Annotated in this window: 16 protein-coding genes; all 16 read left to right on the top strand. The window is 62.8% G+C overall.

Annotated features, from left to right (window positions below; translation table 11 throughout):
* Positions 1 to 59: 59 nt before the first annotated feature.
* The 16 genes from IPM16_01760 to IPM16_01685 all read left to right on the top strand — a co-directional run bounded on the left by IPM16_01760 (position 60) and on the right by IPM16_01685 (position 22,855).
* Positions 60 to 3,233: a glycosyl hydrolase gene (locus IPM16_01760; protein MBK9121837.1), complete on the top strand. Its 3,174-nt coding sequence runs from the start codon at positions 60 to 62 to the stop codon at positions 3,231 to 3,233.
* 4 nt (positions 3,234 to 3,237) lie between these two features.
* The gene (locus IPM16_01755) at positions 3,238 to 4,413 is read left to right on the top strand and encodes an MFS transporter (GenBank protein ID MBK9121836.1); all 1,176 of its coding nucleotides are present in this window, start codon (positions 3,238 to 3,240) and stop codon (positions 4,411 to 4,413) included.
* Positions 4,414 to 4,509: 96 nt separating this feature from the next.
* Entirely contained in the window at positions 4,510 to 8,214 is a 3,705-nt protein-coding gene (gene pulA / locus IPM16_01750; protein MBK9121835.1) for a pullulanase-type alpha-1,6-glucosidase, read from the top strand.
* Between the two features lie 207 nt (positions 8,215 to 8,421).
* Positions 8,422 to 9,435 (top strand): GTP 3',8-cyclase MoaA, encoded by a 1,014-nt coding sequence (moaA, locus tag IPM16_01745; protein MBK9121834.1) that lies wholly within the window; start codon positions 8,422 to 8,424, stop codon positions 9,433 to 9,435.
* Positions 9,436 to 9,523: 88 nt separating this feature from the next.
* Positions 9,524 to 12,682: a tetratricopeptide repeat protein gene (locus tag IPM16_01740; GenBank protein ID MBK9121833.1), complete on the top strand. Its 3,159-nt coding sequence runs from the start codon at positions 9,524 to 9,526 to the stop codon at positions 12,680 to 12,682.
* Positions 12,683 to 12,693: 11 nt separating this feature from the next.
* A complete protein-coding gene (locus IPM16_01735) occupies positions 12,694 to 13,107 on the top strand; it encodes a hemin receptor (protein MBK9121832.1) in 414 nt (137 codons plus the stop codon).
* Positions 13,108 to 13,193: 86 nt separating this feature from the next.
* A complete protein-coding gene (locus IPM16_01730) occupies positions 13,194 to 13,619 on the top strand; it encodes a hemin receptor (protein MBK9121831.1) in 426 nt (141 codons plus the stop codon).
* A 246-nt stretch (positions 13,620 to 13,865) separates the two neighbouring features.
* Entirely contained in the window at positions 13,866 to 14,735 is an 870-nt protein-coding gene (locus IPM16_01725; protein ID MBK9121830.1) for a hypothetical protein, read from the top strand.
* A 141-nt stretch (positions 14,736 to 14,876) separates the two neighbouring features.
* The gene (locus IPM16_01720; protein ID MBK9121829.1) at positions 14,877 to 15,911 is read left to right on the top strand and encodes an SIS domain-containing protein; all 1,035 of its coding nucleotides are present in this window, start codon (positions 14,877 to 14,879) and stop codon (positions 15,909 to 15,911) included.
* Between the two features lie 13 nt (positions 15,912 to 15,924).
* Complete coding sequence (locus IPM16_01715; GenBank protein MBK9121828.1) at positions 15,925 to 16,989, top strand: GTP-binding protein; 1,065 nt, start codon at positions 15,925 to 15,927, stop codon at positions 16,987 to 16,989.
* 147 nt (positions 16,990 to 17,136) lie between these two features.
* On the top strand, positions 17,137 to 18,084 hold the full coding sequence (locus tag IPM16_01710; GenBank protein ID MBK9121827.1) for a sugar kinase: 948 nt from the start codon (positions 17,137 to 17,139) through the stop codon (positions 18,082 to 18,084).
* A complete protein-coding gene (locus IPM16_01705; protein MBK9121826.1) occupies positions 18,074 to 19,168 on the top strand; it encodes an aldose 1-epimerase family protein in 1,095 nt (364 codons plus the stop codon). The genes IPM16_01710 and IPM16_01705 overlap by 11 nt, the downstream gene beginning before the upstream one ends.
* A gap of 3 nt (positions 19,169 to 19,171) precedes the next feature.
* A complete protein-coding gene (locus IPM16_01700) occupies positions 19,172 to 20,005 on the top strand; it encodes an aldolase (protein MBK9121825.1) in 834 nt (277 codons plus the stop codon).
* 6 nt (positions 20,006 to 20,011) lie between these two features.
* Positions 20,012 to 21,163 (top strand): Gfo/Idh/MocA family oxidoreductase, encoded by a 1,152-nt coding sequence (locus IPM16_01695; GenBank protein MBK9121824.1) that lies wholly within the window; start codon positions 20,012 to 20,014, stop codon positions 21,161 to 21,163.
* A 20-nt stretch (positions 21,164 to 21,183) separates the two neighbouring features.
* Positions 21,184 to 21,732: a D-lyxose/D-mannose family sugar isomerase gene (locus IPM16_01690; GenBank protein MBK9121823.1), complete on the top strand. Its 549-nt coding sequence runs from the start codon at positions 21,184 to 21,186 to the stop codon at positions 21,730 to 21,732.
* A gap of 7 nt (positions 21,733 to 21,739) precedes the next feature.
* Positions 21,740 to 22,855 carry a carbohydrate kinase family protein gene (locus IPM16_01685; protein MBK9121822.1) on the top strand — a complete coding sequence of 372 codons (1,116 nt, stop codon included), beginning with the start codon at positions 21,740 to 21,742 and terminating at the stop codon, positions 22,853 to 22,855.
* Positions 22,856 to 22,906 lie beyond the last annotated feature (51 nt).

Below are 22,906 nucleotides of genomic sequence, written 5' to 3'. Positions count from 1 at the left end.
CTGACGGGCCGAGTTACGCTACACTCTCCGGCAGTCTTGTTCTTGCAGGAGCACTCAAAATGACCTCGAACATAGAGAATTTGCTGCGTTGGCGCTGCATCGGTCCGTTTCGCGGCGGCCGTGTCGTCGCGGTCGCTGGCGACCCGACCCGGTCCGGCGTGTTCTACTTCGGCGGATGCGCTGGCGGCGTTTGGAAGACCGAAGACGCCGGCACGTACTGGCAGAACGTCTCGGACGGTTTCCTCAAGACGTCTTCCGTAGGCGCGCTGGCCGTCGCGGAAAGCGACCCGAACGTGATCTACGCCGGCATGGGCGAATCGACCATCCGCATCGACGTGTCGTACGGGGATGGTGTCTACAAGTCGACCGATGCGGGGCGCTCGTGGCAGCACATCGGCTTGGCCGAGACACGGCATATCGGCAAGGTGCGCGTCCATCCGACCGATCCCGACACGGTATACGTCGCGGCGCTCGGGCATGCGTTCGGCCGCAACAAAGAGCGCGGCGTGTTCAAGTCGACCGACGGTGGTAAGACCTGGAAGCACGTCCTGTTCAAGAGTGAGAAGGCCGGCGCAGTCGACCTATCCATCGACCGCAACAACCCGCGCATCATTTACGCCGCGGTCTGGGAGGCCTTTCGCAATTTCTGGAACATCTCCAGCGGCGGGCCGGACAGCGGCCTTTGGCGGTCGATGGACGGCGGCGAGACGTGGCAGGACATCACGCAGAATAAGGGCCTGCCGAGCGGTGTGCTGGGCAAGATCGGCGTAGCGGCATCGCCGGCACAGCCGGGGCGCGTGTGGGCGCTGGTCGAAAACGAGAAAGGCGGTATGTACCGCAGCGACGACTATGGCGATACGTGGTCGTACATCGCCCAGAACGACGAGTTGATCTCGCGTGCGTGGTACTATATGCACATCACGCCTGACCCCAAAGACCCGGAAACCGTCTACGTCAACAACCTCAACCTGTGGAAGTCCACCGACGGCGGCAAGACCTATACCGAAATCTCGACTCCGCACGGCGACAACCACGACCTGTGGATCGATCCCAACGACCCGAAGCGCATGGTGCAGGGCAACGACGGCGGGGCGTGCGTGTCGTTCAACGGCGGCGATACGTGGTCGACGCTGTACAATCAGCCCACCGCGCAGTTCTATCACGCCGATACTGACAGCCGCGACCCGTACATCGTCTACGGCACACAGCAGGACAACAGCAGCATCGCCGTGCCGAGCCGCAGCCCGTGGAATTCGATCACGTGGACGGACTGCTTCCTCGCCGGCACCGGCGAGAGCGGCTACATCGCCGTCAAGCCGGACGACCCGAATATCGTGTACGTCGGTGCGATCGGCAGTTCGCCGGGCGGCGGCAACAGCCTCCAGCGTTACGACCATCGCAGCAAGCAAACGCGCTTAATCAGCACGTGGCCGGAAGCGACCAGCGGAGAGGGCGCGATCAACCACAAGTACCGTTTTGCGTGGACGTACCCGATCGTCATTTCGCCCCATGACCCGAACAAGATCTACGTGGGTGGCAACGTCATCTTCCAAAGCACCAACGAAGGCCAAAGCTGGCAGCCGATCGGCCCGGACCTGACTCGCGCGACGCCCGAGACCCTGCAGCCCAGCGGCGGCCCGATCAACCGTGACTCCGTTGGTGCCGAGGTCTATGCAACGGTGTGGGCATTTGCCGAATCGCCGCATGAAGTCGGCGTGCTGTGGGCCGGCACCGACGACGGTCTGGTTCACATCTCGCGCGATGGCGGCCAAACGTGGACGAACATCACGCCGCCCGATCTGCCCGAGCGCACCATGATCAGCATGATCGAACCCTCGGCCCACGACAAGGCTACCGTCTACATGGCGGCGACGCGCTATAAGCTGGACGATCCGGCGCCGTACCTCTACAAGACGACTGATTACGGCGCGACTTGGACGCGCATCGTCGATGGTATCCGCGATGGCGACTACACCCGAGCTATCCGCGAAGATCCCTCACGAGCGGGCCTGCTGTACTGCGGCACCGAGACGGGCGTATACGTTTCATTCGACGCCGGCAGCCACTGGCAGGCGCTGCAGCTCAATCTGCCCGTGTCGCCCATCTACGATCTGAAGGTCAAGGGGAGCGACTTGATCGCGGCGACACACGGGCGGTCGTTCTGGATTCTCGACGACCTGACCGCGCTGCATCAACTGCACGACGATCTGTACGGACAGCCCGCAGCGCTGCTCCAACCCCGCGACGTTGTCCGCTTCACGCCCAAGATCTTCGAAGGGGCGTTCACCAGTGCGCCGGGCAAGAACTATATGGCGACACTGGGTGTCGTGGCGGCGTTTACCGCCACGTCGACGCCGGAAAACGATACGGTCGTCACGTACCTCGATTCGGGAGACAACCCGCCGCGCGGTGCGATCATTCACTACCACCTCGCCAGCGCTCCTGAAACGCCAATCGTGATGACGTTTAGCGATGCGGCCGGCCGGGTGCTGCGCACTTTCACCAGCACCAACGACGACATCCGAAAGGCCGAGAGCGAGCTGCCCGAAGGCGCACCGAAGCCGCTGCATCTGACGTCAGCGGCGGGCTGGAACCGGTTCGTTTGGGACATGCGCTGCGAGGAGGCGGCACGCCTCGACGCGCATGACCCGTTTGGCGGGACCATGATGGGCCCGATCGTGCCCCCCGGCAAGTACGTCGTGACGCTTCAGGCTTTCGATCAAACCCTGTCTGCGGAGATTACGGTCGTCGCCGACCCGTACAGCGACACGCCGCAAGAGGACCTCGAAGAGCAGTACGCTATGCTGCTGCAAATTCGCGACAAACTCTCGAGCGCAAACCGCGGCATTAACCGCATGCGCAAGGTGCGCGGGCAGTTGGACGCGTGGTGCGAACGCCTCAGCGGCGCCGCGCAGACGGCTGAACTCGCCCAGAGCGCATCGCAGTTGAGCGACCGTGTACTCGCCGTCGAAAAGACGCTGCTGCAGCCCGGCCTCAAGAAGGGCTGGCCCGGCATGTTGAACTCCGGCCAACAGATCTCCCGCAAGCTGGCCGCGCTGCAATACGACGTGAACGCCGGCGACTATCGGCCGACCGACCAGGCGCATGAGGTTTACGCAGGTCTCGCCGAGCAGGTCGACGCCAAGCTGGCGGAGTTCGACAACCTGCTCGACGGAGATCTGGCCGAGTTCAACGCCATGCTCCAGCAGTACCAGATCAACCCGATCGGCTAGGGGCATGGTTCACACGCGTGATTTCTGGCGGCTGACCGCCGCCGATTTCATCGTGCGCACGGCGTACCAGATGGGCAAGACTCCGCTCTTGCCCATCTTTGCCGCCGCGTTGGGCGCGACCGATGCCCTGCTGGGGATCATCGTTTCGGTATCGACTGTCAGCGGGCTGGTGCTCAAACCGTTCATTGGCGTGCTCTCCGACCGCTGGGGCCGACGGCTCTGGCTCCTGATCGGAACTTTGTTCTTCGTGATCGTCCCGTTCTTTTACGGGCTGGTGCACACGCCCGAGCAGCTTTTTCTGATTCGTGTCATTCACGGCGTATCGACCGCCATCTACGGGCCGGTGACTTTCGCGTATATCGCCGAGCGGATGCCGAACACGGTCGCTCAAGGGTTAGGTTGGTTCGGACTAGCGCGCTCCGGCGGATACATTGTCGGGCCGGCGCTGGCGGGTTGGCTGCTGCTCTCGCTCGATCCAGTGACGATCTTCACGGCAATCGGCCTGATCAGCGCCGTCGCGCTTATCCCCGTGCTGCGCCTGCCGGAACCGACCGTCCGAACCCAACACGAGTTCCCGCCGATCCTCAGACAAATGCGCGCGTCGCTCGCCGCTGGAAGCCGGACTCCGGGAATTTGGCTATCGGGCGGGCTGGAAGCCGGCGTGTTTGTGGCTCTTTACACGATCAAGGCGTTCCTACCGGTGTACGGCTTGGCCGCCGGCATCAACGTCGCGCTGATCGGCGCGTTCTTTTCCATTCAGGAAGCTGTTCACATCGCCACCGGCCCCGGCGGTGGATGGTTCGGTCAACGCTTCGGCTACATCACGGCCATCCGGACCGGTATGGTCGCCCTTGCGGCGGGTGTGATGCTGGTGCCGGCGGCCGACAGCGCGGCCCTGCTACTCCCATCGGTACTGCTCGGTGTCGCGCAGGCGCTGATCTTCCCCTCCACCGCGGCGCTCGTCACGCAGCAAATCCCGAGGAAAAATCTCGGTGCCGGCATGGGACTGGTCGGCATGATGGAGAATCTTGGCAAGGTTGTGGGGCCGGTCGTCTGCGGCGCGATCATCGGCGTCGTCGGCTTCACGCCGGTGCTGTACGGGTTGGCTGTCGCGCTGGTCGTCGCGGCCGTCGTCCTCGGTTTACCCCTCGGCCGCAAACGACTTGCAGCGACCCCCTAGGTCTACTGATACGGCACTCGTTTCTCATCTCAATTCGTTACAATCTACGGGTTGGTTTCCAGTCCATTGTTTGACGTATGAGGCTGATGATTGGATATGAGCACGTCACGCAAGTTGATAGGCGTCGTCATGCTGGCCGCCCTGCTGGCGGTCGGTTACTCCGCCGCACAAGAGAACAAGGATGGGTTTCCGGAACCGCAGATGGTTGTCGTTCCCGGATCGTTTCAGGACGAAGCAGGCTGCCCGGGCGAGTGGCAGCCCGACTGCGCGGCCACTGCGCTGACACTCAACCCGGACACCGGACTGTGGGAAGGGACGTTCAGTATTCCCGCCGGCAGCTACGAGTACAAAGTCGCGCTTGATGGCGGTTGGGATCGCAATTACGGGGCGGGCGCCGCGGCCGGTGGCCCCAACATCCCGCTCGTGCTGGACGCCGATACGGACGTAACCTTCACGTACGATCACGCGACTGGCGTCGTAACCGACAGCGTCGGCGGGGGCGCGTCGGCCGCGCCAGCACCTGCGCCAGTCCAGCAGGAAGTGACGATACCGACCATGGTCAACATCCCCGGCACGATTCAGCCGGGACTGGGCTGCCCGGGCGAATGGGCACCGGACTGCCCGGCGACCGTACTGGACTACATCGAGGCCTACCAGATTTTCGAGCGCACGTTCGATATGACCGCTGGCACGTATGAGTACAAGGTCGCCATCGACGGCGGTTGGGGCGAGAACTACGGGGCCTTTGCCGATCCCGGTGGTCCGAACATCCCGCTCAACATCGCTGAAGACCGTGCGGTGACGTTCCTCTACGATCCGGCGAGCAAGTGGATCATGGACGACGTGCGCCATCTGATCGTCACCGCGCCGGGCAGCTTCCAGAGCGAGCTTGGCTGTGCCGAAGACTGGATGCCCGACTGCATGCTGTCGTGGCTCAAGGACGTCGACGGCGACGGGATCTACACGTTCTCGACCAGCGCCGTGCCCGCGGGAGACTACGAGGTGAAGGCGGCCGTCGGACGCACATGGGATGTCAACTACGGCGCCGGCGGTGAGCCCGGCGGCGGCAACATCACGTTCAACGTGCCGACCGACCGCGAAACGGTCAACTTCACGTTCGACTCGAGTCTCAACGTCATGGTCGTGACGGCAGGTGGCGGGTCGGTGACCGGCGCTAACCTGCGCGAACGCCGCGCGCATTGGGTCTCGGCCGACACGATCGCGTGGGACATTGAGCCCAGCGACAGCGAGGACTACCGCCTGCTATACAGTGCAGATGGCAGCATCGAGGTCTCCGTGTTCGGCATCAGCGGCGACTTCGTGAGCTACCCGGTATCGGCTAGCGACGCCGGCTTGTCCGAGGCGATTCAGGCCAAATTCCCACACCTCGCCGGTTATCAGGCCTTCACGCTGAGCGCCGAAGCGCTTGACGCCGCGCCCGACATCCTGCGGGGTCAGTTCGCCATCGCCGCGTATTCCGGCGATACGCTGGTCAACCTCGCCGGTCTGCAAATTCCCGGCGTGCTCGACGATCTGTACACCTATAATGGCGACCTCGGCGTGACGATTGTTGACGGCGTACCGACCCTTTCGGTGTGGGCGCCGACTGCCCAGAGCGTCGCGCTCAACCTGTATGCGGACGCCGGGACAGACACCGTGCCTACGGTCATCGACATGGCACGCGACGATGTGTCTGGCGTGTGGAGCGTCACCGGCGACGCAAGCTGGATGGGCCAGTTCTACACCTACGCGGTACGCGTGTTTGCCCCAACAGAATTAGCCATGGTCGATAACGAGGTCACCGATCCGTATTCGATCAACCTGTCGCAGAACAGCCGCCGCAGCCAAATCGTCGATCTGTCTGCACCCGAATTGATGCCCGAAGACTGGTTGACCTACGAGAAACCTGACTACGGCGATGCATTCGAAGACATCACGATCTACGAGCTGCACATCCGCGACTTCAGCATCTTTGACGAGACCGTGCCGGAAGACCTGCGCGGCACGTACCTCGCCTTCACGGTCGAGGACAGCGCCGGCATGCGGCATTTGAAGTCGCTCACGGAGGCCGGCCTGACGCATCTGCACCTGCTGCCGAGCTTCGATATCGCGACGATCAACGAGAACCGCGCCCGTCACTTCGAGCCGGACTACGCGCTGCTGGCGACGTATCCGCCCGACAGCCCCGAGCAGCAAGCCGCGTACGACCGCATTCGCGACCTCGACGGCTTCAACTGGGGCTACGATCCGTTCCACTTCATGGCGCAGGAAGGCAGCTACGCCACCGAGACGACCGGCACCGCCCGCATCATCGAGTATCGCGAGATGGTCAAGGCCATCAACGATGCCGGCTTGCGCGTGGTGCAGGACGTGGTCTTCAATCACACCAACGCCAGCGGGCAGGCCGCGCGCAGCGTGCTTGATCGCGTCGTGCCGGGCTACTACCATCGCCTTGACGCGGCGGGTCAGGTCACGCGCTCGACGTGCTGCGAGAACACTGCCACGGAGCACAACATGATGCGCCGCCTGATGGTCGACACCGTAGTGCTGAACGCCGTACAGTACAAGATCGACGGCTTCCGCTTCGACCTGATGGGCCATCATATGGTGGACGACATGCTCGCGGTTCGCGCGGCGCTCGACGCACTGACGATCGAGAACGATGGCGTCGATGGTGCGTCGATCTACATCTACGGCGAGGGCTGGAACTTCGGCGAAGTGCAGGACGGCGCGCGCGGCATGAACGCGACGCAGTTCAACCTTGCCGGTACCGGCATCGGCACGTTCAGCGACCGCCTGCGCGATGCCGTGCGCGGCGGCAGCCCGTTCGGCGGGCGCGACGAGCAGGGATTGGGCAACGGGATCTACACCGATTCGAACGGCCTCAATCCGGTCAACGAAGACCTCGACCGCACGCTGCGTCTTACCGACATTGTGCGCGCCGGGCTCGCCGGGAACCTGCGCGACTATCAGTTCGTCGGCGCATCGGGCGAGATGATCACCGGCTACGACACGGACTACAACGGGTCGCCGGGCGGCTATACGCTCGACCCGCAGGAGCACATCGTCTATGTGTCGAAGCACGATAACGAGACGCTGTTCGACAATATGCTGTTCCGACTGCCACCGGGCTCGACCGCCGATGACATCGTACGCATGCAAAACCTGAGCCTGAGCTACGTGCTGTATGCGCAGGGCGTGCCATTCCTGCACGCCGGCAGCGACTTGCTGCGAAGCAAATCGCTCGACCGCAACAGCTACAACAGCGGCGACTGGTTCAACCGCATCGACTGGACCGGCCAGACCAACAACTTTGGTGTCGGTTTGCCGCCCGCCGGCGACAATCAAGAAAGGTGGGAGACGATGGCGACGATCCTCACCAATGCGGACTACTACCCATCGCCCGAGCAGATCGCGCTTAACGCCGCGGTCGTCCGCGAGATGCTGCAAATCCGGTACAGCTCTCCGCTGTTCCGCTTGCAGACCGCTGACGCGATCCAGTCGCGCCTGACGTTCTTGAACACCGGGCCGGATCAGCAGCCCGGCGTCATCGTGATGTACCTGTCCGACCTGATCGGCGATGACATCGACCCGGCCTTCGAGCAGTTCGTGGTCGTGTTCAATGGCAGCGACGAGCCGGTCACCATAGGCGACGCGGGCTTCGCCGGCGAAACGTTTACGCTTCACCCGGTACAGCAATCCAGTGCCGACGCAGTCGCACAGACGGCGACGTTTGACAGCGCAGCGGGCACGTTCACCGTCCCGGCCCTGACGACATCGGTGTTCGTCGTCAACCAATAGACACGTGGTATGCAGGCGGGCGGCAGCCGCAGCCCGGTTGCCGCCTGCTTTCACGTGATCCGCCCAACACTTTCCGTACGAATGTTCTATAATGACGTATGGAGTCGGGCGCACGCCGCGTCTGGACTACGACTGCGTGACATCAATCGATTCTTCGCGTACCATGGCATCATGCATTTCACGTCGGACCTTATCTGAAAGTCAGACATGACGGAACACCCTGTTGTCGATCGCTTCAAACGCCCGCTGCGCGACCTGCGGATTTCGGTCACCGACCGCTGCAATTTCCGCTGCTCGTACTGCATGCCGGAGGAGATTTTCGGCGAACGCTACAAGTTCCTCGCGCGCGAAAAACTGCTCACGTTTGAGGAGATCGCACGTGTCGCTGCACTGATGGCCACGCAAGGTGTCACCAAGCTGCGGCTGACCGGCGGTGAGCCGCTGATGCGACATGACCTCGAGCTGTTGGTCGGGATGTTGGCGAACGTCGGCGGTATCGAAGACATCGCCATGACGACCAACGCCTACTTCCTGCCCAACAAGGCGAAGGCGCTGCGTGACGCTGGCTTGAAGCGCATCACCGTCAGCCTCGACAGCCTCGACAATGCGACCTTCCGTGCACTCAACGGCGACAAATCAGACGTGGACGCCGTGCTGCGCGGGATCGACGCGGCAGTCGACGCCGGCTTCGGCCCAATCAAGATCAACGCCGTGGTCAAGCGCGGCGTAAACGACCACACGATGGTCGACCTGGCGCGCTGGTGCAAGGACAACGGGCACATCCTGCGTTTCATCGAGTATATGGATGTCGGCACCCGCAACGGGTGGCGGATGGATCATGTCGTGCCGGCCGACGAGATCGTCGAACGGGTGGGCGCCGCCTTGCCGCTCGCGCCGCTCGACCGCAATTACGACAGCGAAACGGCGCTCCGGTTCGGATTCGCCGACGGTGCCGGCGAAATCGGCGTGATCGCCTCGGTCACGCGGCCGTTCTGCGGCGCGTGTTCGCGCCTGCGGCTATCGCCAGAAGGTCAGCTTTACACATGCCTGTTTGCGATCCACGGCACAGATCTGCGCGACCCGCTGCGCGCAGGCGCGTCTGACGCCGAGCTGACCGACCTCATCCAGTCGATGTGGCGCAAGCGCACCGACCGCTACTCGGAACTGCGCGGCCGTGTCGAAGACGGCGAGAAGATCGAGATGTACTACATCGGCGGCTAAACCGTTAACGTCTCGGCGTTTTCCCCCAAAAGTGTCCTATAATGGAGCTTACGCTCCGGCGCATGGTGCGCAACCTGTAGGACAGTCCATGACGTCATCCCCAACGCTGCATCCGCTGCGCATCACGACGTTTGGCGGATTCTCGGCCGAGGTCGGTGGTACACCCATCAAGCCGTTCATCTCTCGCAAGGTCGATGCCCTGCTGGTGTATCTCGCCTGCACGCGGCGTGAACACCCGCGCGAGGCCCTCGGCGCGATGTTGTGGGACGATTTGACACAAGAACGGACGATGGGCAATTTGCGCACGGCCCTGTCCGACCTGCAAAAGCAGCTTGGCCCGTATCTTGCGATCTCGCGTTACACGGTCGGCATCGATCCCGCCGCGCCGGTATGGGTCGACTATGGCAGCGTCGTGCAGGCGCTTAATCAAGCCGACCGCACGGTCGCCTTGCACGAGACGCTATCCGCCGTTTCTGCCGATCAGCTCAAAGATGCCTTGCTGCTGTATACCGGGGACTTCCTGCGCGGGTTTGCGATCAAATCTGCGCGCGGGTTCGAAGGCTGGTACCTGCTGGAAGCCGAACGCATTCGCGGGCACGTCATCGAGGCGTACGGCCGCCTGACAGACTACGCAATCGCGAAACGGTTGTACAAACAGGGCATCGAGTCTGCAATGCGTGCGCTGCAGATCGACCCGCTGTGGGAGCCAGCGCACCGCGCGCTCATCAAGCTGCTCGCGCTCACCGGCCAGCGCAGCCAAGCCCTTGCACAGTACGAAACGTGCGTGAAGCTGCTGGACGAGGAACTCGGCCTTGAGCCCGACGCACAGACCGAAGAGGTCATGGAGCAGATCGCCAGCGGCGAGTTGGCCCCGCAGGAAGAAGCGAGTTCGCTCGGCCCCATCGCACTCCCAGATCTGCCGTTTGTGGCGCGGCCGGCCCTGCAGCAGCGGCTCGATTCACTGCTCGCGCGCCCTGACGTGCGCGTCGTCTCGCTGGTCGGGCCGGGTGGAAGCGGCAAGACGAGACTAGCGCTGGACAGTGCCGCGCGGCTGTCCGATCAGTTTCCGGATGGAGCGGCGGTCGTGGCATTGGATCACGTGCAGGATGCCGGCGGGACAATCGCCGCAATTGTCGGAACGCTGCGTCTCAGCACGTCTGAACTCCCGCTTGAGCGGCGCTTGATCGAGCACTTGTATGGGCGCGAACTGCTCCTCATCTTCGATACGGCCGAGCAGGTCGTCGGCATCGCGGATCTCGTCGAACGGCTTGTGACTGCCGCACGATCGATCAAGGTGTTGGTCACGAGCCAGACACGGCTCAATATCAAAGCAGAGCACGTCATCGCCGTCGACGGCCTCGAAGCGCCGGACGAAGCGGCCGCGGCCGCGTCAGACTATCCGGCGGTACGCTTGTTCGCCTTGACTGTAGAGCGGTTGAGCGGGCACGTGGATCTGTCCGAGGAGCTTAACGATGTCATCGAACTGTGCCGCGTCGTCGAAGGCAATCCGCTAGCGATAGAGCTCGCGGCGGCATGGACGCGCCTGATGCCTACCGCGCAGATTCTCGACGAAATCCGGCGAAGCGGCGACTTCTTGACCTATACCGGTACCGATGTGCCCGAACGGCAGCGATCGATGCGCGCGGTGTTCGAGTGGACATGGCAGCACTTGGACGAGCGCGATCGGCGTGCCGCGACCAAACTGGCTGTGTTCAACGGCGACTTTTGGCTCGATACCGCGGTGGCCGTGACTGGCGAGCCGGCACTGGTGCTAACCTCGCTGGCAGACCGGTCATTGATGTCCGTACGCGGCGGGCGGTGCCATGTTCATCCCCTGCTGCGCGGCTTCTTGGCCGAAAAACTGGCCGCGGATCCAGAGATATATGAGCAAGCCGTCGAGGCGCTGTGCGACGAGATGGTGAACTGGTGCCATGAGATCGTCCCGCAGCTCGCCAACTATGCGGCCAACGACTCGTTGGCGGAGTTCGTTCAGGATATCGACAACCTCAACAGCGCATGGCAGCATGCCATTCAGCGCCGGCGAGCCGACTGGGTCGAACCGCTGACCGAAGGGTTCTTCTACTACTACAAGGCGCTCAACAACTACAGCGAAGGCGTGCGTCATCTCCAGCAGGCGCTCGACGTGTTCGACAGCGCCCGAGATCACCGGCTGTACGCACGGGTGAGCGCGTACTATCACATCCTGCTTACGGCGACTGGCGGCTATTCCGAAGTACGTGAGGCGCTTGCCGCAGCGATCGAACAACTCCCGCCGGACGACCTGCTGCTGCGCCGCCAATCGTACGCGGCCCTCGCTCACGCAGCTTACGGTCAGGGGGACTTCGAGGCCGCAAAGGTCGATTTCGAGAACGCCCTCGACTACGCGCAACAGATGGACGACTACCAGACGGCGGCGTTGATCCTGTTCCGCTTGGGCGATATCGCGGCCGTCTATGGAAGCTACGAGGAAGCGCGCAGCCTGTTGATGGAGGGGTTTGCGTTCAACGAGGACGCCGCAACATCCAACGACCGCGTTCGCTTCCTCAACCTGCTGGCGGATGTCGACTGCAAAGTGGGAGACTATGAGGCCGCGCTGCGCGACGCCGACTCGGCCCTGCGTGCCGGCACGATGATCGGAAGCCGGGTGCAGCGGGCGGTGGCCCTTGCAACGCTTGGCCGCGCATCGTACGGCCTAGGCGATTATGCGGCAGCGCGCGACTACCTCAAGCGCAGCGTGGCACAGGCCGAGGAAATCGAAAACCGATGGGGCAAGGCGTTCGCGCTGGCCCATCTCGTCCGCGTGAGTTGGCGGCTCAACGAGATGACCGCCGCGCGTTTCCACCTCGACAAAGCGTCCAGCATCGCATCCGAGCTGCAAAGCGCGTGGCTGACAGCGCTCGTTCAGCGCATGCGCGCACTGCCGGGCGTCGACCGGCGCGCCGAGCCGATACAGGCAGCGGCATTGGCCGCCCATCTCGCGGCGAGCATAGGCGCCGTTCCATTGCAGATGGGGGCGCTCAGCGCGCTAGCTCAGGCGCTGCTTCATTCGGGTCAGGTTGATGATGCTGTGGATCTCGCGCGTGTCGTGCTGGATGAACCGCGCAGCGAGGCCGATGCTCGCGAGGCCTGTCGCCTCGTTCTCGATACTGTACCGGGCACGGTGACCCGTCCACCCATAACCCGCCAAGCCGCCGGCGAGCTCGCCGTCCGCCTTGCCGTTACCTCCTTATCGTCATTACACGGCTAAAGGAGAGAACCGTGGAAGCCCTTAGCGAATACGAAAAGAACCTCGTTCGACACAGCTTCACGTACATTGCGCCCCAGAACGAAGATATCGCCGAGCTGTTCTATGCACGCTTGTTCGACCTCGATCCTGAAGTTGAACGGCTGTTTGTGAGCGACATGGATCTGCAGCGGGCCAAGTTGATGCAGATGTTGGCGAGCCTCGTGAACGCGCTCGACACCCCGGATACGCTGGGGCAAGCTACGCGTGAACTTGGCCAGCGGCATGCCGGCTACGGTGTTCACAATAGGCACTATGCAACCGTTGGCGAGGCACTCATCTGGGCGATGCGCGAGGTGTGCCCGACAATAATGACGACGCCGGTGACCAGAGCATGGCAGAAAACGTACGACATGCTGGCAGGGTTGGCTATCAGCGGAGCGCGCTGAGGGTATTTCGGCTTCTAGACGATTTCTGAACGATCGCGGATTACTGTTTGACCATCGCATAGAACAGTGATCACGGAGCCATTCAGATGTCCCTTTCTAATCGTCAAATTGAGATCATTCAAAGTGCAACACCCATCATTGCGGCGAATGCGGACGCGGTTGCCGAAACATTCTACGGCTTCCTCTTCGAGTTCGACCCCACCCTGCGTCCAATGTTCCGCGGTGACATGAAGGAGCAGGGCCGCAAGCTCATGCAGATGCTGAGCGTGGCATTGGTCAACGTCGGCAACCTGGACAGCCTCGATGGGCCGCTCAATGCGCTGGGTTCGCGGCACGTCGGCTACGGTGTCACCGCCGACCACTACAACACGGTCGGACAGGCGTTGATCACGACGCTGAGCACGATGCTGGGCGAGTCATTTACGGCGGAAGCGCAGGACGCATGGGTCACGCTGTACACGACTCTCGTCAACAAGGTGACGGCCGACCTGTACGAGCTGCAGCTCAACTAATTCCACCTCAGTCACACTTCGAGCGCCCGGTCGTTACAGGCCGGGCGTTCGATTCCACGGCGATTCACAAGATGGGTTCATGATCGGCCTCGAGGCAGCGCTGCGCAAAGCGCGCGAACGACCGCCACGCAACGGACCGAACTGCACTTCTTCAGGGCTGGTTCGTGACCTTCCGCACTACCGGCAGTGCTGTGGACCAGCCTATGCTCAGAGTGTTCGTTTCCACAGTTTGAGGGCAATCGAGTCATGACGCTGCCTCTGGCGATCTATGTACTGGCGGTACTGATCGCGGCACTGGCTGGTGCCGCTTCGGGAATGGGTCTCTTCTGGAAATCGCCGGGACAATCCTACGAGGTCGTAACACATCGCGGTGTAACCGCACAGATCTTCGGACGGGGGCTCTATCGCGACGACACGGTTCTGATCGGGGCGGGTTTCCGTGCGCAGGATTCAGTCACGTTGTTCTTGGGATGCCCGCTGCTGCTCGTCGCAATTCTACTTAGCGCCGGTGGTTCGATGGCAGGTCACCTGCTTCTCGTCGGGGTGCTGGGTTACTTTCTTTACGTGTACGCATCAATGGCGTTTGGCGCGTTTTACAACCGGCTTTTCCTGCTGTACGTAGCGTTGACATCCTTGAGCCTGTTTCTATTCGTCGCATCATTCGTGTCAGTCGATCGCGCCGCGTTGGGCGCCATCTTCAACAGCGGCGCACCGATCCAGCCATTAGCGGTTTTCCTAATTGCGAGCGGGCTTATCACGTTGATTGTGTGGGGCGCGCCATTGGTGGCGGCGCTGAGCAAGAACGCGCTGCCAGATCGGCTGGACACGTACACAACCCCGGTGACCTACGCGCTCGATCTGGCAGTAATCACACCATCCACCATTATCGCTGGGCTGTTACTCCTGCAAAGCGACCCGCTTGGCATCGTGATCGCCTTCCCGCTTCTTGTGCTCATCGTACTGCTCGTGCCACTTATCACGCTGGCAACGCTGTTTCAGCGCGCGGCAGGTGTGAAATTCACGACCGCTGAGATGATCGGGCCAGTCGCTGGGTTCGTTCTGCTTGGCGTGCTGGGAATTGTGTTCGTGGTCGCGCTGGTAAGTGCGCTTGCCTAGCACCCGGTTCAACACCTCAAGTGCGTACCCACGCTGACGCGCCCGCGGCCCACTGTGATAGCATTAAGCCATGACCGATGACGATGGGTGCGCAAGATCATCGTCGTCATCGAATAACCTCGGCAACAGCGGAGCAGCGGCGTGACCACGACCCTCGAACTTGAAATCCACGAACAACCTTCCAGCCTTGCGCGCCTGATCGAGTCGCAGCAGGCCGCGGTTACCGCGGCGGCAGAGGCGATCCGTGCCTTTGCGCCAGACTATGTCGTGATCGCCGCGCGCGGCACCTCCGACAATGCAGCGCGTTACGCGCAGTACGTGTGGGGCATCAAGTGCGGGCTATACGTCGGGCTGGCGACGCCATCGGTCAACTCACTATATCACGCATCCATCAACTTCCGGCGTGCGCTGGTCGTCGGTATCAGCCAAAGCGGAGCGTCGGTCGACATTCGAAGCGTGGTCGAACACGCCCGTTCGCAAGGCGCGCTGACCCTGAGCCTCACCAACGATGCATCATCGCCGCTTGCGCAGGTCTCCGATCATCACATCGACTTGAGCGCGGGCATCGAAAAGAGCGTCGCGGCGACCAAGACCTACACCGCCGAACTGACGGCGGTCGCCATGCTTGCGGCAGCATTCACCGGCGATGCAAACGACCATACCGCGATTGCACAGGTTCCGTCGTGGGCGGCGCAGACGTTGGGCCTTTCGGCGGGAATCGATGCCGCGCCGTTTACCTACATGCCGAATTTCGCCGTCATCGGCCGTGGCTACAACTACGCCACGGCGTTCGAGATTACGCTCAAGGTGCAGGAGCTGTGCTACGTCACTGGCAGCGGATACAGCGAAGCGGATTTCCGTCACGGCCCGATCGCCATTATCCAACCGGCATTTCCGGCAATTGCGGTCGCACCGAGCGGGGCGACTCTGCCCGCGATGCTCGATCTGCTTGACAAGCTGGGCGAACGACAGGCCCGCCGCCTTGTCATCTCCGATTCGGAGGACGCCTTGGCCAAGGCGGAAGTGCGCATGCCCATTCCTCAGCGCATTCCCGAGTGGCTGACACCGATCGTCAGCGTCATCCCCGGGCAGGTCTTCGCGCTGAGGTTGGCGCACGCAAAGGGCCACTCGGTCGATCAGCCCCGCGGCCTGACCAAAGTCACAGTCACCCGCTGACGGCGGAACGGATATGGACGTCAACAACCCAACTCCACTCACAATCATCACCGGCTTTCTGGGCGCCGGCAAGACCACCCTGCTCAATCGCATTTTGAGCGCAGACCACGGCTTGCGGATCGCCGTACTCGTCAACGACTTCGGCGCAGTCAACATCGACTCGCAGTTGGTGGTCAATGTAGAAGGCGAGACTTACAGCCTTTCGAACGGGTGCATCTGCTGCACCATCCGTGACGACCTTGTCAAAGCTGTACGCGACGCGCTCGGCCGTCCGGAATCGCCGGAGTACATCATCATCGAGACGTCCGGCGTTAGCGATCCGCTGGAAGTCGCGCTGACGCTGCGTGCCGTCAATGCCGTCACCATCGACAGCATCCTCACGGTGATCGACGCCGAGCAGATCGAGTCTCTCCAGCGCGAGAACGCCGTGCTGGCGATGAATCAGGTCGGCATGGCGGATATCGTCATCTTGAACAAGGCCGATCTGGCAGACGCGGACACGCTCCAACGCGCCCGGCAGTACATCAACCGGGTCATCCCCAACTCGCGCGTCATCGAGACGTCGCATTGCGACGTGCCGCTGCCCCTCATCCTCAACGTCGGCATGTTTGACGCAGCCCGGCTTGCGATGCGCGAGGCCAGCGAAATCCACGTACACGAGGCGGGGCACCAACCCGACCATCACCACACGGACCACACGACGGTGTTCAGCACATGGACATGGCAGGACGATCGGCCGGTTTCGCTCAAGGCGCTGCAGCGGGCGATCGAACAACTCCCCCCTGCGATCTACCGCGTGAAAGGCACGCTGTACCTCGCCGACAAGCCCGACGCACCAGCCATCCTGCAAGTCGTGGGGCGGCGTGTATCGCTGGGCGAGCGCGGCACTTGGGGCGGACTGCCGCCGCACAACGAGCTGGTGTTCATTGCGTCGGCGGGCAACCTCGACGCCGCGGCCCTGCAGTCGCGGCTAGAAGGCTGTCTCGCGGAGAACGCGCCGCGCAGTGAAATCGAACGGCTGACTAACGCTGCGCTGGAGTGGCTGCGCAAACTGCGTCCGAGCGACAAGCCGGCCTGAAGGCCGACACATTTACGGACTCATCGGGCAGGGTCGGGTATCATCGTAACGGTAATGTTATCTGGAAACTTGCGCGGGGTGTCGACCCGCACGTGCTGTGCCGGTTATCTCGATCGGCCCGAACGATGGTGAAAGGCTGTTGAATTCATGCCGCTTGACCTACTGTGCTTGGGGGAGGCGTACGTCGAGATCACGCGTACCGAGATCGATCGCCCGTTGAGCAAACCGGGCACGTTCAGCGGCCCGTATCCCAGCGGCGGCCCATGCATCACAGCCGTGCAAGCCGCGCGCCTGGGCGCTCGTGCCGGCATCATTGCAGCGATCGGCAGCGACCCGTTCGGTGACAGCATCCGTGACCAGCTTGAGTACGACGGCGTCGACACGCGCGGGCTGGTTGTCCTCGATGACTTCCCGACCGCGGTCGTCTTCAACACGTCCGACCCTGACCTCACCGAGACGGCGCCCTATGTTCGACAGTCTGCGGCGGGCCAACTACTGCCGGCACGCTTGAACCTCGACCTACTGGACGATCTCGGCTGCCTGCACATCTCTGCCAGTGCGCTCATGCTCAACAACAACGTCTTGGCGGCTGGCTACACCGCGTGGGAACACGCCGGATTTGCGGGCGCCCGCCGCAGCCTTGATCTCGTCGTCGGCGCCGGACCAGCCGCGGCTCACGCCTATCGCATGCTCACCCCGTTTGTCGAGACAGCCGACGTCATCCGTACAACCAGCACCGACTTCCGCCGGCTTACCGGGGCCGACAGCGCCAGCGATTGGCTGCTGGATTGGGCCGAACAGCGTCCCGGTCGTATCGGGTTGGTAACGCGCGCGCAGCGCGGCTCGTCGGTCATCACGGCCGACGGCCACGACGGCGTCCCCGGCTTCCGCGTCACCGAAACCGACGCAGCAGGGGCGGGTGACTGCTTCAGCGCGGGGTTCCTTGTCCGGTGGATGCGCGGTATGCCGCCAACTCAGGCCGCGCGCTTTGCAAACGCGTGCGGGGCGCTGGCAGTCACGCAGCAAGGCCCAATGACCGGTGCAATGCCGCTGGAGACTGTGCGCATCTTCATGGAGGGGCAGCGTGTCAATTGAACCGGCGTGGCTGCTGAACGATGCCGAACGGCAGGCGTATGCGTTGGATAACCGGCAGTTCATGGATGCGCGGCAAGCCACCTTGCCCAACGGCATGCGCGTTGTCGATGTCTACAACGGCAGCGGCCTGACCTACACGCTGCTGCCCGACCGCGGCTTGGATGTCTGGGCCGCGCACTTCAACGGAACACCCTTAACGTGGATCGCGCCCGGTTCTCCGCATCCACCGGACTGGGGCGCGGATTGGCTGCGACAGTTCAACGGCGGCCTGCTGACCACCTGTGGATTGACCCACGCCGGCCCACCCGAGGTCGACACACACACTGGCGAACAGCGCGGGTTGCACGGCAGCTACACGCGCCTGTCCGCGCAGGACGTCCGCGTTGAACGGGATGGCCGCATCGTGGTCAGCGCGACGGTCTACGAATCGCGGCTGTTTCAGTATCACCTCCGCGTCAACCGCCGCGTGACATCCGCCGCGGGCTATCCGGAAATCCACGTGGCTGACGAGATCACCAACATCGGCGACCTCCCGGCCCCGCTGATGGTGCTCTACCACATCAACGTCGGCTTTCCGCTGATACGTCCGGGAACCCGATGGGCGTCGGCAAGCCTTGTCCATCCACGTGATGCCGATGCCCGTGCCGGAGCGACCGCGTGGGATACCTACGACGCGCCATCACACGGCTATCGCGAGCAGGTGTTCTTTCACGCAGTACGCTCCGACGACAAGTTGCGAATCGCCAACGTCGTCGTCCACAATCGTGACTTCGGGCTGCATGTGCGCTATCGACACGACGCGCTGCCCTATCTGACGCAGTGGAAGAACACGGGTTACGGGCAGTACGTGTGTGGGATCGAACCCGGCAATTGTATTCCCGAAGGCCAAAATGCGGCACGAGATGCGGGCCGCTTGCAGACGATCGCGCCGGGCGAGGCGCGCGAGGTCAGCGTGAGCTTGCGCGTGCTGCCCGACGAACGCGCCGTCGGCATTGCGCTCGCGGCAGTGGAAAAAGACCGCGCGAACGGCTCGCCAACCCCATCGTGCTATCTCGGCGACTATCCACCTGTGGAGACTGCATAAGCAATGACGATTGCCCCGCGTTTCAACCGCTTGTTCGCCGCGGACGGCAAGTGCTTCGACGTCGCTGTCGATCACGGCTTCTTCGGTGAACGCGGCTTCCTGAACGACATCGAGGACATGGATCGGGTCGTGCGCGTTCTTGTCGACGCAATGCCCGATGCGATCCAGCTCACGGTGGGTCAAGCAACCAAGCTGCAGCACATCCCCGGCCCTCGCAAACCGGCACTTGTGCTGCGCACCGATGTCGCTAACGTGTACGGCAAGTCGCTTCCGCGCACGTTGTTCAGTCGCATGATCTCCGCGCCGGTTGAGCAGGCGCTCAGGCTTGATGCCGCCTGCGTGGTGGTCAACCTGTTCAACCTGCCCGATCAACCGGAAGTTATGGAGGCGTGCATCGCCAACATCTGCACGCTGAAGCCGGAGTGCGAGCGTTACGGCATGCCGCTGATGGTCGAGCCGTTGGTGATGAAGGACAACGCCAGCGCTGGCGGATACATGGTCGATGGCGAAATCGACAAGATCCTGCCGCTGGTGCGTCAAGCGGTAGAACTGGGCGCGGATATCATCAAAGCCGATCCGTGCGACGATGTAAGCGAGTATCATCGCGTTGTCGAAATCGCCGGAGGGCGGCCCATGCTCGTCCGCGGTGGAGGACGCGTCAGCGATACGGAAATCCTCGCCCGCACGTATCAGCTCATGCAGCAAGGCGCTGCAGGTATCGTGTACGGCCGCAACGTGATTCAGCACCATAGACCCGCCGCGATGACGCGTGCCCTCATGGCGGTCGTCCACGACGGCGCGACGCCCGAGCAGGCCGCCGTGCATCTCTCGGAGTAAACCGCCATGGCCCGCCAGCAAATCCGGTTCGGAATCATCGGCCTTGGCCTGATGGGCCGCGAGTTCGGGAGCGCCGCCGCGCGGTGGTGCCACCTGCTCGACCTCGATTTCGAGCCGGTCGTGACCGGCATTTGCGACACCAATCCAGCGCTGTTCGGCTGGTTCGAGCAAAACTTCCCCGGCATTCGAGTCAAGTCTACCGACTACACCGATCTGCTTGACAGCAGCGAGATCGACGCGATCTACTGCGCCGTGCCGCACAACTTGCACGGGCAGGTCTACATCGACATCCTGAAGGCCGGAAAGCACTTGCTGGGCGAGAAGCCATTCGGCGTCGACCTCGCCGCTAATGCTGCGATCTCCGCCGAGGCTGCGGCACACCCTGACCTGACCGTCGCCTGCTCGTCAGAGTTCCCGTTCTTCCCCGCCGCACAGCGTATCATGCGCTTCATCCGCGAGGAACGATTCGGCACCATCATCGAGGCAAGCTGCGGGCTGCTGCATAGCAGCGACCTCGATCCGCACAAGAAAATCAACTGGAAGCGGATGGTCGCGTTCAACGGCGAATACGGGTGCATGGGCGATCTCGGCATGCACGCGCTGCACGTGCCGCTGCGGGCAGGTTGGCACCCGTCACGGGTGTATGCGTCGCTCCAGAACATCGTCACCGAGCGCCCCGACTCCACTGGCGAGCTTGTCCCGTGCGAAACGTGGGATAACGCAACGCTGACCTGTGCCGTAGACGCGGGCGGTCAGCGCTTCCCATTGACGCTGCAGACTTATCGCATCGCTCCGGGCGAGACGAATACATGGTACCTGCGCGTGATCGGCACCCGGTTCAGCGCAGAGTTCTCGACCAAGTACCCCAAAACACTCCGCACGCTGTCGTACACGCCCGGCAGCGAGCAGGCGTGGTCGAGCATCGACCTCGGGTATGACTCCGCCTATACGACGATCACCGGCGGTATCTTCGAGTTCGGCTTCAGCGACGCGCTGCTGCAGATGTGGGCCGCGTTCTGCGACGAGGTCGTTCACGGGCGCGATGACATGCGCCAGCCCACGTATTGTGCAACACCGGCAGAAGCGCATCAGCATCACCGCGTATTGACCGCCGCGCTGGAGAGCGGCAGGCGCGGTAACGCCGTCGAGATTTCGTGACTATTGAGGAGAACTGAGAAATGGCAGTCAGCCGTGAAGAACATGCACGCTATCAGGCATTGGCGAAGTCGTACCTCGACCGTGCCGGCATAGTGCTAACCCCTACAGAAGCCGCCAACATCGAGATCGCCGACCTTGGCCTCGGTGAGTGGGAAACCACCGGCCTCGCGCTCGTCACGTACATCAACACCGAACGATGCTGTGCCAAAGAACTGGTTCTACTGCCCGGCCAAACCTGCCCAGAGCACTTCCATCCGCCAGTGAACGGCCAGCCCGGCAAAGAAGAAACCTTCCGCTGCCGCTGGGGTACGGTGTATCTGTATGTCTCGGGCAAGCCGACGCCCAATCCGGTTGCCAAGCCGCCCGCGCATCGCGCCGACACGTACACAGTGTGGCACGAAGTCATCCTCAACCCGGGCGAACAGTACACGATTTACCCCGAGACTTGGCACTGGTTCCAGGGTGGGCCGGAGGGCGCGGTCGTGTCTGAGTTCAGCACGCGCAGTACCGACGAAAACGATCTGTTCACCGACAAGAGCATCGTCCGCGCGCCGCAGGTCATCGACTAGCGACATCATGGTCGACGTCATCGTCTCCGGACACCTATGCCTCGATTTGCTGCCGGACATGCGGCGCGCCTCGCCGAGCGACTTGGCCGTGCCGGGACGCATGGTGGATGTCGGTCCGATGCAGGTTGCGACGGGCGGCGCGGTCAGCAACACCGGCATCGCGCTGCATCGGCTTGGCGTCGATGTCGGACTTCACGCGACCGTAGGCGATGATCTGATCGGCCATCTCATCCTCGACCATGTCCGCAGTCAGGTCGGCGAACGCGCAGACATGATCGTCGTGAGGCCCGGACTTGCGAGCTCGTACACAATCGTTCTCGCACCGGGCACGTCAGATCGGTTGTTCCTGCACTGTACAGGCAACAATGCCGCGTTCACTGCCTCGGATGTCACCGTGTCGTCACTGCGCGGTGCCAAAATCTTCCACCTCGGCTATCCGCCACTGCTCCCGAAGCTGATCGAAAACGACGGTAGGGGACTGGCTCAAGTCTTTCAGACGGCACGCAAGGCCGGCGCGATCACGTCGCTCGACACGACGTTCCCTGACCTCACCACCGAGGCGGGCACGGCCGACTGGCCGCGAATCCTGCGCGGCGCGCTCAAGCACGTCGACATCTTCGTGCCGAGCTTGGAAGAATCATTGTATATGCTGCGCGGCGCGGACTTTGCGCGCTGGAGTGGCCACCCGTCGCACTCCGTGACGTACGCATACCTCGACGCGTTCGCCGACGAACTACTCGCCATGGGTCCGGCGGTCGTCGGGTTCAAGCTGGGCGAACTCGGCGTGTTTCTCAAGACCGCGCCCGACGATCGATTCGACCGGATGCGACCGGGTGGGCTGCGCTTTGAAAACTGGCAAGATAAGTGCGTCTACCAGCCGGCCTACCAGGTCAGTGTCGCGGGCACGACCGGCGCAGGAGACGCGGCTTATGCCGCGCTGCTCGCGGCGGCCTTGCGCGGATTGTCGATCGATGAGGCGGCACGTTGGTCCTGTGCGGTCGGGGCGTGCTGCTGCGAAGCGCTTGATGCAGTCAGCGGTGTGCGCAGTTGGACCGATACAGCGGCCCGGATTTCGGCCGGGTGGCCACACCGACCGGAGCGCCTAGCTGGCACTCCCGACTAAGGTAGTCTGCGACCCGCGGCCGAAATGGTTATTTGACAACCTCAAATGGGG

The sequence above is a fragment of the Candidatus Flexicrinis affinis genome (assembly GCA_016716525.1).
GTDB lineage: Bacteria > Chloroflexota > Anaerolineae > Aggregatilineales > Phototrophicaceae > Flexicrinis > Flexicrinis affinis.
Note: the sequence above shows the minus strand (reverse complement) of the source record. Positions and strands in the feature narration are given on the sequence as shown.

Coding starts and splice junctions, on each gene's coding strand:
- IPM16_01760 (MBK9121837.1), top strand. CDS start 60: ATGACCTCGAACATAGAGAATTTGCTGCGTTGGCGCTGCATCGGTCCG.
- IPM16_01755 (MBK9121836.1), top strand. CDS start 3,238: ATGGTTCACACGCGTGATTTCTGGCGGCTGACCGCCGCCGATTTCATC.
- pulA (MBK9121835.1), top strand. CDS start 4,510: ATGAGCACGTCACGCAAGTTGATAGGCGTCGTCATGCTGGCCGCCCTG.
- moaA (MBK9121834.1), top strand. CDS start 8,422: ATGACGGAACACCCTGTTGTCGATCGCTTCAAACGCCCGCTGCGCGAC.
- IPM16_01740 (MBK9121833.1), top strand. CDS start 9,524: ATGACGTCATCCCCAACGCTGCATCCGCTGCGCATCACGACGTTTGGC.
- IPM16_01730 (MBK9121831.1), top strand. CDS start 13,194: ATGTCCCTTTCTAATCGTCAAATTGAGATCATTCAAAGTGCAACACCC.
- IPM16_01725 (MBK9121830.1), top strand. CDS start 13,866: ATGACGCTGCCTCTGGCGATCTATGTACTGGCGGTACTGATCGCGGCA.
- IPM16_01715 (MBK9121828.1), top strand. CDS start 15,925: ATGGACGTCAACAACCCAACTCCACTCACAATCATCACCGGCTTTCTG.
- IPM16_01710 (MBK9121827.1), top strand. CDS start 17,137: ATGCCGCTTGACCTACTGTGCTTGGGGGAGGCGTACGTCGAGATCACG.
- IPM16_01700 (MBK9121825.1), top strand. CDS start 19,172: ATGACGATTGCCCCGCGTTTCAACCGCTTGTTCGCCGCGGACGGCAAG.
- IPM16_01695 (MBK9121824.1), top strand. CDS start 20,012: ATGGCCCGCCAGCAAATCCGGTTCGGAATCATCGGCCTTGGCCTGATG.
- IPM16_01690 (MBK9121823.1), top strand. CDS start 21,184: ATGGCAGTCAGCCGTGAAGAACATGCACGCTATCAGGCATTGGCGAAG.
- IPM16_01685 (MBK9121822.1), top strand. CDS start 21,740: ATGGTCGACGTCATCGTCTCCGGACACCTATGCCTCGATTTGCTGCCG.